Origin of the sequence: Paenibacillus macerans (genome assembly GCF_050565405.1) — a bacterium.
Classification (GTDB): domain Bacteria; phylum Bacillota; class Bacilli; order Paenibacillales; family Paenibacillaceae; genus Fontibacillus; species Fontibacillus macerans_B.
Genome location: NZ_JBNYYG010000097.1, coordinates 1 through 12543, shown reverse-complemented (window position 1 = coordinate 12543; position 12543 = coordinate 1). Strand labels below are relative to the sequence as shown.

At 55.3% G+C, this 12543-nt stretch carries 13 protein-coding genes; 4 read left to right on the top strand and 9 right to left on the bottom strand.

The annotated features are described in order from the left end of the window. Nucleotides 1-271 precede the first annotated feature (271 nt). Together ACQ4N8_RS27620 and ACQ4N8_RS27615 are read right to left on the bottom strand one after the other, a co-directional pair. A complete protein-coding gene (locus tag ACQ4N8_RS27620; RefSeq protein ID WP_430707579.1) occupies nt 272-2263 on the bottom strand; it encodes a HAMP domain-containing methyl-accepting chemotaxis protein in 1992 nt (663 codons plus the stop codon). Between the two features lie 103 nt (nt 2264-2366). Continuing rightward, nucleotides 2367-3437: a GGDEF domain-containing protein gene (locus tag ACQ4N8_RS27615; RefSeq protein ID WP_430707578.1), complete on the bottom strand. Its 1071-nt coding sequence runs from the start codon at nt 3435-3437 to the stop codon at nt 2367-2369. A gap of 205 nt (nt 3438-3642) precedes the next feature. On the opposite strand from ACQ4N8_RS27615, the gene ACQ4N8_RS27610 reads away from it, so the two are divergent. Then, a complete protein-coding gene (locus ACQ4N8_RS27610; RefSeq protein ID WP_430707577.1) occupies nt 3643-4401 on the top strand; it encodes a threonine/serine exporter family protein in 759 nt (252 codons plus the stop codon). 79 nt (nt 4402-4480) lie between these two features. Next, nucleotides 4481-4939, top strand: coding sequence for a threonine/serine exporter family protein (locus ACQ4N8_RS27605; RefSeq protein ID WP_430707576.1), 459 nt, complete (start codon nt 4481-4483; stop codon nt 4937-4939). Between the two features lie 46 nt (nt 4940-4985). Here the strand turns inward: ACQ4N8_RS27605 and ACQ4N8_RS27600 are convergent, their stop codons facing one another. The 3 genes from ACQ4N8_RS27600 to ACQ4N8_RS27590 form a co-directional block, all read right to left on the bottom strand. Next, nucleotides 4986-5105: an RCKP-type rubredoxin-like domain-containing protein gene (locus ACQ4N8_RS27600; RefSeq protein ID WP_430707575.1), complete on the bottom strand. Its 120-nt coding sequence runs from the start codon at nt 5103-5105 to the stop codon at nt 4986-4988. Between the two features lie 82 nt (nt 5106-5187). Continuing rightward, entirely contained in the window at nt 5188-5424 is a 237-nt protein-coding gene (locus tag ACQ4N8_RS27595; protein ID WP_430707574.1) for a GNAT family N-acetyltransferase, read from the bottom strand. Further along, complete coding sequence (locus ACQ4N8_RS27590; RefSeq protein ID WP_430707573.1) at nt 5340-5849, bottom strand: hypothetical protein; 510 nt, start codon at nt 5847-5849, stop codon at nt 5340-5342. The genes ACQ4N8_RS27595 and ACQ4N8_RS27590 overlap by 85 nt, the downstream gene beginning before the upstream one ends. Before the next feature lie 175 nt (nt 5850-6024). On the opposite strand from ACQ4N8_RS27590, the gene ACQ4N8_RS27585 reads away from it, so the two are divergent. Continuing rightward, on the top strand, nt 6025-6948 hold the full coding sequence (locus tag ACQ4N8_RS27585) for an AEC family transporter (RefSeq protein ID WP_430707572.1): 924 nt from the start codon (nt 6025-6027) through the stop codon (nt 6946-6948). A gap of 99 nt (nt 6949-7047) precedes the next feature. Here ACQ4N8_RS27585 and ACQ4N8_RS27580 read toward each other — a convergent pair whose 3' ends face one another. The 4 genes from ACQ4N8_RS27580 to ACQ4N8_RS27565 all read right to left on the bottom strand — a co-directional run bounded on the left by ACQ4N8_RS27580 (nt 7048) and on the right by ACQ4N8_RS27565 (nt 11426). Next, nucleotides 7048-7218, bottom strand: a complete 171-nt coding sequence (locus ACQ4N8_RS27580; RefSeq protein ID WP_430707571.1) for a hypothetical protein — start codon at nt 7216-7218, stop codon at nt 7048-7050. Nucleotides 7219-7416: 198 nt separating this feature from the next. Next, the gene (locus ACQ4N8_RS27575; protein WP_430707570.1) at nt 7417-8745 is read right to left on the bottom strand and encodes an extracellular solute-binding protein; all 1329 of its coding nucleotides are present in this window, start codon (nt 8743-8745) and stop codon (nt 7417-7419) included. Between the two features lie 126 nt (nt 8746-8871). After that, the gene (locus ACQ4N8_RS27570; protein ID WP_430707569.1) at nt 8872-9669 is read right to left on the bottom strand and encodes a response regulator transcription factor; all 798 of its coding nucleotides are present in this window, start codon (nt 9667-9669) and stop codon (nt 8872-8874) included. Next, nucleotides 9666-11426, bottom strand: coding sequence for a sensor histidine kinase (locus tag ACQ4N8_RS27565; RefSeq protein WP_430707568.1), 1761 nt, complete (start codon nt 11424-11426; stop codon nt 9666-9668). Before ACQ4N8_RS27565 ends, ACQ4N8_RS27570 begins: the two co-directional genes overlap by 4 nt. A gap of 180 nt (nt 11427-11606) precedes the next feature. On the opposite strand from ACQ4N8_RS27565, the gene ACQ4N8_RS27560 reads away from it, so the two are divergent. After that, entirely contained in the window at nt 11607-12329 is a 723-nt protein-coding gene (locus ACQ4N8_RS27560) for an HAD family hydrolase (RefSeq protein WP_430707567.1), read from the top strand. The last annotated feature ends 214 nt before the right edge of the window (nt 12330-12543 follow it).

Genomic DNA, 12543 nt, shown 5'->3' with positions numbered 1-12543 from the left:
TGTCATGGATCTGCTCTCCGGTCTGCTTCATTTCTCCTAGCCCCCGACCTTTACTCCCTTAACGAAAGGGATAATCGTGCAAAGCGGCATGCAGAGACAACAAGACTCGAACCCTATTGACCGTCACGCCTAGGCCTGTCTTTATGCACATTGTGTAACTTGTTGGGTTTAATGCAACACCTATGCCTTTTTACCCTCTTTCCTCCGCACGTCTCCGCTTACACCCTGAAAAAAAAGCCTTCCACGTTAACCACGCGGAAGGCTTCCTGAATTAAGGCTCGTCCTTGTACACCTTAAACTTGCCGACCAGCTCCTGCAGTTGCTCGGCCATCCGGCTAAGATCGGCCGAGGAGGAGGAAATTTCCTCTACCGATGCCAACTGCTCCTCCGCCGCAGCCGAAATCGTCTGCGTATTCCCGGCGGCTTCCTCGGAGAGCTGGCGGATCCGTACAATCGCTTGCTCGACCACGCCGGCTTCTTCCGCTACCCCTTGCATCGTTTCGGCTGCGGATTGGATGACTTCCGCCGCTTCCACCACCGATTGACTGATCCGCTCGAATGATTGGCCGGATAGGTCGACCGCCTCGATCCCATCCGCCACTTTTCCTTTGACAGCCTCCATCGTTTCGACAGCTTGCTTCATTTCCACCTGGATTTCGGCGATCAGTTCCTTGATCTGCTCCGCCGAATGCCCGGAGCCTTCCGCCAGCTTGCGCACTTCGCCGGCCACCACGGCAAACCCCCGTCCCTGCTCGCCGGCCCGGGCCGCTTCGATCGAAGCGTTCAGCGCCAGCATGTTCGTCTGCTGGGCAATCCTCGCCATCAACACGGCGATGCTGCCGATCTCCTCCGCCCGCCGGTTTAGCAAGCCGATCACCTCGGCCAGTTCTCCCACGCTGACGTCGATGCCGCGGATTTTCTGCTCGGCGGATTCGACGAGCTGCGTGCCTTGCATCGCCGAATCCGCCGTTCCCGACATCGTGCGGGTGATCAGCTGCATGTTCCCGGCTAGGTAATCCGCCTGCCGCGCCATCGTATCGACGCTGCCCGCACCGCTTTCCACGCTGTGCAGCTGCTGCTCGCTGCCGGCAGCTACGTCCTGGATCGCGATCGTGACGTGCTCGATCGCCTTCGTCGTTTGCTCCGAGCCGGCGGACAGCTCTTCGGCCGATGCCGAGACGTTGTCGGTCATCTCCCGGACCCCTTCGATCATGTGCCGCAAATTGTCCACCATCGTCTGGAAGTTGGCCGCAAGATCGCCGATTTCGTCGCGTTTGAAGCCGTCCAGTTTCTCCGTAAGATCCCCGCCGCCTAATACCGCCGTCGCCCGATTCAATCTGCTGAGCGGCGCGATGACGGAATTCACAATGAAATAAATGATCGCCGACGCCCCCAGCACGGAGGCGATCACGACGATTAGGGTCGTGTTCCGAATGGCCGACGTTTCTCTCGCGACCTCGTTTTGGCTCATCGTCCCCCCGATCCGCCAACCGGTCAGTTCGTTGCGATGATAGGCCATTTTATACCGGTCTTCACCCTGGGTATAGTCGAAGGTTCCCCCGTCCGTTTCGAACATCTTCGTCACGTAACTGTCCTTCGCCTCCTCGCCGATCCCGCCTTCCGGATGCACCAGCCGGTTCTTGCTGCTGTCCAGGATCAGGATGTAGCCTTCTTCCCCTACCTTCATGTTGGTCATGTTCGAGATCCCCGAGAGATCCAGATCCACGGCCACGACGCCCTGTCCGTCCTTCAGCACCTTGGAGATCGACACGACCGGATTTCCGTCGACCGACAGATATACCGGCGAGACGACCGCATTCTGCGTCTTCATGGCGAGCATGTACCAATCCCGGGTTCTCGGATCGAAGCCGTCCGGCAGCTCCTCGTCGGCGCCTAACAATATTCCCCCGTTGTTCGTCGCCACGTACAAATTCAGCACGTCCTTATGTAAAGCAAGGTACTCGTTTAATCTCTCTTTGACCGCAGTACCTCCTGCGCCCAGCTCCCCGTTGATGTCCGCCGCCGTCAGTTGGTCCCCGAAGTAATCCAGAACGGAAACTATATTCGAGATGTTTTGGGTAATGATCGCATCGGCGGTATTGACGCTCTGTTCCGCGCTATGCATCAACTCGTCTTCGATCCGGCTGCTTGCGGTCGAATAGGTGATTCCGGAAATCAACAAGCTTGGCAACAGCAATACGATTAAATAAGATACGATCAGCTTTTTGCGTATGGTCAGCCATACTTTTTTCCTTTGCTCCATATTTCTCTCCCCTTTATCCTATGTAGGCTGAACTTATGATTGTGCGGACCGCGGCAGCCTATGAAAATGTTCTTGCGATCTTCCTCTTATGGCACAAGGGGTTTTATAACGCCCGGTACACTTGGTTTCGTCCCGCTTCCTTCGCGTGATACAACGCTTGATCCGCCTTCACGATCAGGTCTTCCTCATGGACGTTCGGATACGTGGCGCTGCCGGCCGAAATCGTCATCCGCAGCTGCATGCCGTCCGGCAAGATAAAGTTGTGGTTCTCCACGTTGCTGCGCAGCCGTTCGGCGATGACGGCGATTTGTTCTCCATCGCAATGGTCGACCAGGATCACGAACTCCTCCCCGCCCTTGCGCGCGATATGATCGCCGGGCCGGAACGTGTCCCTCAGCACGTCGGCGAATTGCAGCAGAACGGCATCCCCCGCCGGATGGCCGTACGTGTCGTTGACCTGCTTGAAATGGTCGATATCGACGATCAGCAGCGTGAACGGGATGTCGTCGCGGGTGGCCGCGGCAATCTTTTGCTCCATCATCACTTCGAAGGCCCGAGTATTATACAAGCTCGTCAAAAAGTCACGGTTGGCCGCCTCCCGCATCATGCGCATCGAGTCGTCCGTCCTCCGCAAATGCCGCAGCATAGCAAACGTAAACAATCCGGCCACCATGAACAGGAGCATGTATAACCCGATATGGTTCCAGGGATGGCTGCGGACCAGGATGAGCAGCAGGATGCCGGTGTTCATAGCGGACAGCGCCAAAGCGAGCGTCCAGCGCTTGAACCCGAGTCTCCGGGTACGTAAGATCAGCAACCCGATCAGAAGCGTCACGGGAGCATTCAACGACGCAATGACCGAATGCATTCCGAAGCCGTGAAGGAATATCATCCGGTAGATGGCGATGATCACGGTCGTGACTCCGCCTGCCAGCCCCCCGCCCATATAAACGGAAATAAGGATCGGCAACTGCCGGAAATCGGCCACGGCATGCGCCGTAATCGGAAAGGTGTAATACATCATCACCACGCCGAACAAACCCAGTACGGCCCCTAGTATCATTCGGGCATAGGACGTCCGCTCCCGGTTCGCCAATATTTTGCTGCTCATCATATGACCGAAGAAAATAAATGTCGTCAGCAGCGTGAAGTTGTTGAACAGGCTTTGCAGCATCTGGGTATCCCTCTCCGGTGAAAGTGTTGCAGGAATGTAGTGATGCTAGCATATCATAATCCGGGATAGAAAATAAGAGATTTCTGCTATTTTTCGATCATTTTCGACATTTTGTGACATCTTTTGTCGAGCCTTTGTCGAACCAATTTCTCCTTCTCCCTGTGCATGTTATAATGGCGAAAGATACGTGAAAGGATGAACGGCGATGAACGACGAGGCTGCAGTCCATGGACAGGAGCCTATACAGGTATGCCTGTTGGCGGGAAAAATCATGCTGCAAAGCGGAGCGGAAACCTACCGCGTGGAGGATACAATGACCCGGATGGCCGATGCTTTGGGGCTTCCCGGGTCCCATAGCTACGTGACGCCGACGGGGATCGTCTTTCAATCCGGGGAGGCCGAGTCGGCCAAGCTGATCCGGATCATCGAACGGACGATCGACCTGGAGAAGGTGTCGGCCGTCAACGACATCTCCCGCAAATTGGGCAGCGGGGCCTTCACCACGGCGGAAGCCCACGCGAAGCTGCTGGAAGTCGAAGCGGGTAGGCATACGTACTCGACGGCTTTGCAGATTGCCGCTGCCGCGCTTTCCAGCGGATGCTTTACTTTGATGTTTCAGGGACAAATGGCCGACTTTCTTCCGGGCATGTTATGCGGAGGCTTGGGATTCACGGCGTTTTTGCTGTTCCATCGGCTAGTTAAGGTCAAATTTTTCGCCGAGTTCACCGCATCGCTCTTGATCGGCCTGTTCGCCGCCTGCCTTGTCTGGCTGAACGTCGGCCGGGAGCTGGATAAGATCATCATCGGCTCCGTGATGCCGCTGGTCCCCGGTTTGCTGATTACCAACGCGGTCAGGGACTTGATGGCCGGGCACCTCGTTTCGGGGCTATCCCGCGGCGCGGAGGCATTTCTGACCGCATTTGCCATCGGAGCCGGCATTGCCGTCGTGTTCACCTTGTTCTGAACGCATGGCTGCCGGTCCATCCAGGATAGGCGAACCCGTACCGAACGAACCGACAATCCGGAAGGAGACGAGTTTTTCTATGTTTTTTACCGTCCATCTGCTAACCAGCTTCATCGCCTCCGGGGCCTTCGGCATCTTGTTTAACGCCCCCAAACGCACGCTGCTGCAATGCGGCGTCTCCGGCATGATCGGCTGGATGGCCTACATCCTGCTCGATCTCCGCATGGATGCGGTATTCTCTACCGTGTCCGCTACGTTTCTCGTCGGCGTGATCAGTCAGCTGTTTGCCCGCTATTATAAGAAGCCCGTCATTATTTTCAGCGTGGCCGGCATCATTCCGCTTGTTCCCGGGGGTCTCGCGTATGACGCCATGCGCCGATTCGTGGAGAAGGAGTACAATTTGGCGGTGCAGCTCGCCGCCCAAGCTTTTCTGATCTCGGGTTCGATCGCCATCGGGCTCGTGTTGTCCGAGGTACTGGGACAGCTCCTGATAAGGCGGAACCCCCGCCGTTTGACCGCCAGCCGGCAAAAGAAATAGGCCCTCTGCAGGGCCAGTCCGCTCGTTCATGGATGTGCTTCATCCATCACTGCTTGCTCTCTTCGACCTTTGCAAACTGCCCTTTGCTATCGCATTTCGGGCATTTTTGCGGTTTGCAGCGTCCTTCTTTCGTTTCTCCGCAAGCTTCGCATGTCCATACCGCCACCACAGCTCACTTCCGCTCATTACCCCGATTGTAGCAAGGATCTTCGCCGAAGGATGAGAGACTTGTCACATGTGAAGGGCCATTATTCCAACGCCGATTTCATCCAAAACGCGTTCATGTAGATATTGCGAAAACCGCATTTCAGCATATTCGCATGGCTGACGGTAGCGAACTCGACGTCGGTGTATAGCCTGGATAGGCCTAACGACCTTGCCGCCTCAAGCCGATGCCGAATCAACGCCGTTTGAGCGCCGCGTCCCCGGTAGTCCGGGAAGGTGAAATCGTTGGCCAGGTAACCCTCTTCGCCGCGAATAAACATGGACCCCATGCCGGCCGTCCAAAAGCGCCAAAGGCATCGTTCGCAGCCAACTCGATTTGCAGATAAGCGAGCTGCAGCCGCGGGACGAAACCTTGGGCCGCCAAGGCTCCGGCTACCTCGCTGCTTTGACGGTCCGGCGACATGTCGAAGCAGGGAACGATCCCCTCCGCTCCGTAGCTCGTGAGAATATCCTGAAGCCGGTCCAGCTCGGCCGGCCCGAAACCGATCACACGATTATAGTAGCTGGATTGCGGGGATTGCACATCCATAAGCAAGGTCGCTCCGCCCGTACGGGAGACGGTTAATCGGGGTTCCGGCAGCGTAAGCAAACGCTCGTTGTTGAACAGCGTCAGCTCCGTTTCGAGGGCGATGATCCTTTTTACCGCTTCGAGGATCGGTTTTTTATCCGCAGGGGGATTCTTCATATGTGTACATCCTTTCCTGGCCAAGCCTTCAATTCAAGCAGATCCGTGATTTGACTCAGCAATTGTAACACACAATATTAAATCGCATCATCCCTGCCGCGGCGAGCGTGATATAATAACAAGCGACTGCCTGTTGGAGGCGTCCATTTTTGTTGAAAGAAGTGAACACCACGAGATGATCGCCGATATTATTTTGGAAGTGGTCCTGCCTATCTTCGTCCTGATCGGACTTGGCGCCTTAATGCAGAGGGCCTTTAAGCTTGATCTATATACTTTGGCCAAAATCAACTTTTATTACGTTACCCCGGCAGTCGTCTTTCTGAGCATGTATGAATCGGAAATGTCGGCGGAGTTGCTTGGGAGCGTAACCGGTTTTTATATTTTGTACGTTCTGCTGCTCTACGGGGTGAGCTGGCTTGCAGGCCGCCGCCTGAAGTTCGGTCCGGGCATGCGGGCCGCCTTCACCAACAGCCTCATTCTCGACAATTCCGGCAATTACGGGCTTCCGATCAATCAGCTGGCCTTTAAAGGCGATCCGCTCGCCGCCTCCGTACAAGCGCTGGTGATGACGTTTCAGAGCTTGGTCACGTTCACCTATGGCGTCATGTCCGTCCAAAGGGCCAAATCGGGCGGAACTCTTAAAGCCGCCTTGGTCGGCTTTCTCAAAATGCCCGTCCCATACGCGCTCGTGCTCGGGATGGCACTGCATGTGCTGGACTTGCCGCTGCCCTATTTCGTGTCCAAGCCGCTTGGTTATATCGCCGATTCCATGGTTGCGATCGCGCTGTTGACCTTGGGTGCCCAAATCGTCAAATATCCGCTCCGGCTTGACCGGCTTGACGTCTATGCCAGCGTGGCGCTGCGCTTGCTGATCGGCCCGGCCATCGGCTTTGCGCTCATCCTGCTGCTTGACCTGAAGGGGATCCCCGCCCAAGCGCTGTTGATTGCCTCCGGCATGCCGACCGGCGTCAACAGCACGATCCTGGCGGAGGAGTACGACAACGAGCCGGACTTTGCCTCGCAAACCGTTCTCATCTCCACGCTCCTGAACATCATTACGATCACGGCCCTGATCTCCTTGTCGCATTACGTAGGATAAAAGGAGGGGCCGAAACACTAAAAAGCGCGAGTGGATAAGGCCGTCCGGCCTTCGACTCGCGCTTGCTCTTTCCTTGATGACCGTCCCCGAGGTTGATCGTTATTTGCTGTTCCGTTCATGCTCGGTTTGATGCAGCTCGCGGATAAACCGCTGCAGCAGATGGTTGTCCTGATGCCCCAACCCATATTGGTTTTCCTTCGCAATCATTTGGCCGATCCGCTTCTTCAGCAGCTCGCTCCGGCGTTCCAGCGCTTCCCCCTGGCTCAACATCGTCCACTCCTCTTTGTATGGATTTCTCCTCTTAAGTATAAGAGTTCGCACCCCGATCGCGAAAACCGGAGAACGCCCAATCCAACCCGAGATGGCAGGAATATATGGCAGCAGAAGCAGCCGTCGCCTGTCGTACATACATATCCTCCAGAATGCTTCCCGATTCTAGCGTCCATGGTGTCCGTTAGGTTCCAGGCTTCATTCCCCTTTTTGCAGGGCCGCTTCATGTTCTTTGGCGAATTGTTCCGGCGTTACCGCTTCGCCGAACAAGGCTTGAATCATGTTCAAGTGCGTTTGCGCGGCGTTCGGCTTCATTTGAACGTCGGCGAACAGCGTCAGGTTGCTGGCATTGTTCAGTTCGTTCAGCAAGTCGATATACATCTGCGGCAAAATGGAGGAAGAGGTATCCACTTTGGTTGCCGGGATAACCCCTGCCGTGCTTACCGATTCCGCGCCCCATTTGTCGATGAAATATTCCACGAATTTCTTCGCTTCATCTTTGATTTTGGAATTTTCAGCCACGAACAAGCCGACGCCCGGCCCGCCCACCCAGCTGTTAATATTGCCTTTGCCGCCGTCAACCGTCGGGAATTTGAAGAAGCCCACCTTGTCTTTGAATTCCCGCGGTACGTCGGGGTTGCTCGTGAAGTTCGGAATTTCCCAAGTCCCCGCCAGGAACATGGCCGCTTTTTCGTTCATGAATTCGGCTTTGCCTTCGTCGTTGGACAAGCCGTTGAAGCCTTTGTTAAACGCGTTCATATCGACCAGCTTTTGAATTTCCGCCGCCGCTTGGATCAGCGCCGGATCTTCGAACGTGCCGGTGCGGTCGATCGCCTTCTTCAGCGTTTCCGGTCCGCCGAGGCGGTCGGCCAGGTACATGTACCACATCGAGCCCGTCCAACGGTCTTTGTTGCCGAGGGCAATCGGAGCAGTGTCGTTGTCCGCGAGCGTTTTCACGACATTCAAAAATTGATCGTAGGTTTGCGGAACTTCCAAATGGTATTTCTCGAAAATCGCTTTGTTGTAGTAAATCGGCGAAATGTTCAGCTCGATCGGCAAACCGTACGTTTTACCGCCCAACGCATAAGCGTCGGTCGTGCCCGGTACGAATTGGTCTTTCAGGCTTCCGCCCAGCAAATCGTCCAGCGATGCGAACAGGTCGCCTTTAACGTAGGGATCCATAAAACCGGCGGCCCACGTTACGCCTACGTCGGGAAGCTCGTTCGAAGCGGACAGGATTTTCAATTTGTTCTTGTACTGCTCGTTTTCCAGCACTTCCTGCTGGATCGTTACGTTCGGATGCTCGGTTTGATATTGGGCAATGATCTCGTTAACCAATTTATTTTGTTGTGCAGAGCTGCCTTGCGGCCAGATATGCATAAATTTGACCGTGACTTTATCGCCGGCCGTAGGTATAGCATTGTTGCCGCCGATGTCGACCGTCTTGTTCCCGCCGCCGCAGCCCGCGATTACCAGCAAAGTTGAAAGCGCAATCAAAAGGATTGATACCGTCTTTTTGTTGGACATGTGATGAATACCCCCATTTGAATTAACGGTCTCTTGTAACCGCTTTTAAGCCAAGTTTATCCTATGATTCCGCCTCCATCAGCTCACAATCATTAGACAAAGTTCCACTATTTTTAGGTAATAACTTTATAAATCGTCCTCCGTTACTTTCGCGTTGCTGCGATATTTGCTGGGGCTCATGCCTTCATAGCTTTTAAACACCTTGATGAAATATTTGTCGCTCTGGTAACCGACGCGTTCGGCGATCTCCCCGATGGACAGCGTGGTGCGCAGCAGCAGCTCTTTGGCGCGAAGCACCCGGAGCCGGCTGATGTACTCGCTGAACGTCAGTTCCGTTTGTTCCTTGAACAGCACGCTGAAATAGCTGGGGTTCAAATGCAGCATGTCGGCCACCTGGCGCATCGTAATCGGTTCGTGCAAATGCTCGTCCAAAAAGTGAAGGGCCTCGCGAACCTGCGGATTGTAACGGGTGTCCGTTTCCTTCGTTTCCAGCAGCCGCGGATCGACCAGCTTCTCCATCGTTTCGATCCGGTGCCGGTCGTCCTCGACCAAAAGGGCCTGCTCCACCGCCTGCACCAGCTTATGCTTGTCCACCGGCTTCAGCAAATAGTTGACGACGCCCAGTTGCATCGCTTTTTGGGCATATTCGAACTCCGCGTACCCGGAAATGATGATGGCTACCGGCTTGAACTGCTTATGCCGCTGCTGCATCTCGATCAGCTCCAATCCGCTGATGCCGGGCATCCGAATATCCGTAATCAGCAGGTGCGCGACATGGTTTTCCAGCCAAGCGAGCGCGGCCTGCCCGCTCTCCGCCGTCTCGATCCGGTAGCGTCCGGCGGACCAGGCCTCCAGCGTTTTGGTAAACCCTTGTCTCGTTCTCGGTTCGTCTTCCACCACGAGAATCGTTTTCGTTTGAATCATATCGCTCCCCCATATTCGCTAGGTATCTCAAAGCTGACCGCGGTTCCTTCGCCGGGTCTGCTCATCACCTCAAGCCCGTGTTTTTCCCCTTGCACCTCGTCAAAATACAACCGCAGACGCCGCTGCACGTTCACGATGCCGACACCCGTCCCCTTGGAGGATACGGCAGGTCCGCCTTCCATCGCCTGTTTCAACCCGCGCAGTGTCTCCTCGTCCATCCCCGGGCCGTTGTCCCGGACGGTTATTTTCACGTATCCTTCCCGGTCCGACGCCTGAACGCTCACCGTTACTTTGCCCTGACCGACCTGGTTTTCAACCCCATGCAAAATCGCATTTTCCACCAGCGGCTGGATCAGAAGCTTCGGAATTTTCACAGGGCGGAAATCGCCGGCGTCGATCGACCAGGTCAGCCTGTCCGCCAGGCGGATATCCATCAGCTGCAGGTAACGCTCCACATGCTCGAGTTCGTCTTCGACCGTCACCCATTCATCCTGGTTGGAACTGCTGATGATATATCTGAACAAGCCGGACATCCCGACCACCAGGTTGGCCAGTTCCTCTTCCCCTTTATCTTCCAGCGACCAGTAAAAGGCCTCCAGCGTATTGAACAGGAAATGCGGATTGATTTGCGCCTGAAGCGCTTTCAACTCGGTCCTGCTTTGCAGGATTTCTTTTTCGTATACAACGCGGATCAGTTCGTTCATATTGTCGACCATCTGATTGTACGAATTGTTGAGTTCGTTGATTTCCATCGTCTTGGAGAACATCGGATTGGGCTGCAAGACCCCGAACCGCGCTCCGCGCATAGCCTTGATCAACTTGAACATCGGCCGGGTGATCATCGTGGACAGCAGCAGCGACATAATCAGGAACAACAGCACCCCGATCGCTCCCGAAGCCAAAACGGCCGTGCGCAAGGCGGAAATCCCGCTGGTGACGTAGCTGATCGGCGTAAAGAAAACCAGCGTCCAGCCCGTACGCTCCGAGCTTTGCTTGACCTCAATGAACTCCTGCCCGCCGATCGTGATGTTTTTCCCTTCGTTGCTAAGCAGCTCATTCAGGTCCAGAGCCCCTTCGGGAAGGCTGAAATTCGTCGCCACCGGCCGCTGATTGGCGTCGACCAGCAAAATGAATTCGCCGCCTTCTCCGTTGATCTGTTGCTGGATTTGAAAATAGCTTCGGTCGATCCGCACCATCAGGTAACCCCCGGATGAAAACCAGCGGTCGATCAGGCTGACCCGCCGCAAAGCCAACACGGAAGACGGGTCGCGAGGATCGACGCCAATCCAGATGAGCGACCCTTTGCCCCAGTTCGCCGCGTTAATCCATTCCGAATCAATCGTATCGATCAATTGGGTTTCGTTCAGCGGAAATAAGCGCCGAAAGTCGTTCGTATATAATTCCAGCGATTTGATGCCGGTCACGTACGACTGGTAATCCCCCAAAATCGGCAGCAGCGACTGGCGCGCGCTGAACGGCGTCTCCCGCCCTTGGACCTCGCCGAGCAAAAGCTGCTGCACGTATTCATTGGTCGCCACCTGCGTCGTTAACGTATTGATTTGGGCGATCAGCGCATCCAGCCGCCCGTTGGCCTGCAAGGCGGTTTGGCCGATATGCTTCTCGGCGTTGGTTTCCAGCATCGAGGATACCCGGGAATACGTCAACACGCTGGCGATCGCCAGGACGAACACCATGACCAACATAAAGCTGACAAAAATCTGATTTCGCAAGGTGAACCATCGTTTCGGTTTTTTCACGTCCAGTCAATATCACCTTTCCGTACAAAGTATACAACCTGTTCCCAACATATAACGAAACGGCCGCATGAAACTATGGAATTATCCGAAACGTCACGTATAATGGGGAATGCGACAGTCCACGTTGTTCGCAATACATATGCATTTTAACAGACACGGAGGGAGAAGAAAATCATCGACATGCAGCCAATCACGAAGAGCCAAGCGGTATTTTTCGACGTTGACGATACACTTTACGACCATTTGCAACCTTTTCGCGAGGCGCTGGAGGAGGTGCTGAACACCGGGCCGGACTTTCCTTACGAGCCGGCGTATCACCGGATGCGCTACTACAGCGACTTCCTGTCCGCCGAAGCCGGAGGTACGCCGACGCATGGACGCGAGCTTGAAGAGATGCGGACGCAGCGCTTCGTGCGCTCGCTGGCCGAGTTTGGCCTTGCGCTGGCGCCGGAGCAGGCCGCGGCCGTTCAGGACGTTTACCTGGACCGCCAGTTTCAAATCCGGCCGTTCGCCGGAGCGCTGGAGCTGATCGGCAAACTCCAGTCGCGAGGCGTGAACGTAGGTTTGATCACGAACGGGCCGCCGGAGCACCAGTGGCGGAAAATCCGCGCGCTGGGAATGGACGAGCTGATTCCGGCAGAGCTGGTGTTTATTTCCGGTGCGGTGGGATTCACCAAACCCGACCGGAGGTTGTTTGACCATGTCGCCGGCAAGATCGGGTTATCGGCCGAGCGGTGCTGTTATATCGGCGATTCCTGGCGCAATGACGTGGTCGGCGCCGCCGACGCCGGCTGGCGCGTTCTGTGGTTCAACCACCGGCAGGTTCGGCCCGAATCGGCCCCGCGGCCTCATGAGCCGGCAGAAAGTTACGCAGGCCTCCGCAGACTGCTGTTGGGGGAGTGAAGACGAGGCCTGGCTTCCCTTTCAGGACGAAATAAGGGAAAAATATGGCCTTATTTTTCACCCCAAACCGGGAAATCGGCAGGATAAAGGAATAAAAGGGTCTTATTTTCCACAGGCCGGGTAGAAACAGCACTAGCGTTGCATTAAAGCATTCATGAAATCCATGGAATTCCTAATCATCCATGTTTGACAGTTAAGCCGGCAACCTTTTGGC

What these genes read in the sequence shown, in the direction of transcription:
- ACQ4N8_RS27620 (WP_430707579.1), bottom strand. Translation starts at nt 2,263, where the DNA reads ATGGAGCAAAGGAAAAAAGTATGGCTGACCATACGCAAAAAGCTGATC.
- ACQ4N8_RS27615 (WP_430707578.1), bottom strand. Translation starts at nt 3,437, where the DNA reads ATGCTGCAAAGCCTGTTCAACAACTTCACGCTGCTGACGACATTTATT.
- ACQ4N8_RS27610 (WP_430707577.1), top strand. Translation starts at nt 3,643, where the DNA reads ATGAACGACGAGGCTGCAGTCCATGGACAGGAGCCTATACAGGTATGC.
- ACQ4N8_RS27605 (WP_430707576.1), top strand. Translation starts at nt 4,481, where the DNA reads ATGTTTTTTACCGTCCATCTGCTAACCAGCTTCATCGCCTCCGGGGCC.
- ACQ4N8_RS27595 (WP_430707574.1), bottom strand. Translation starts at nt 5,424, where the DNA reads ATGTTTATTCGCGGCGAAGAGGGTTACCTGGCCAACGATTTCACCTTC.
- ACQ4N8_RS27590 (WP_430707573.1), bottom strand. Translation starts at nt 5,849, where the DNA reads ATGAAGAATCCCCCTGCGGATAAAAAACCGATCCTCGAAGCGGTAAAA.
- ACQ4N8_RS27585 (WP_430707572.1), top strand. Translation starts at nt 6,025, where the DNA reads ATGATCGCCGATATTATTTTGGAAGTGGTCCTGCCTATCTTCGTCCTG.
- ACQ4N8_RS27580 (WP_430707571.1), bottom strand. Translation starts at nt 7,218, where the DNA reads ATGTTGAGCCAGGGGGAAGCGCTGGAACGCCGGAGCGAGCTGCTGAAG.
- ACQ4N8_RS27575 (WP_430707570.1), bottom strand. Translation starts at nt 8,745, where the DNA reads ATGTCCAACAAAAAGACGGTATCAATCCTTTTGATTGCGCTTTCAACT.
- ACQ4N8_RS27570 (WP_430707569.1), bottom strand. Translation starts at nt 9,669, where the DNA reads ATGATTCAAACGAAAACGATTCTCGTGGTGGAAGACGAACCGAGAACG.
- ACQ4N8_RS27560 (WP_430707567.1), top strand. Translation starts at nt 11,607, where the DNA reads ATGCAGCCAATCACGAAGAGCCAAGCGGTATTTTTCGACGTTGACGAT.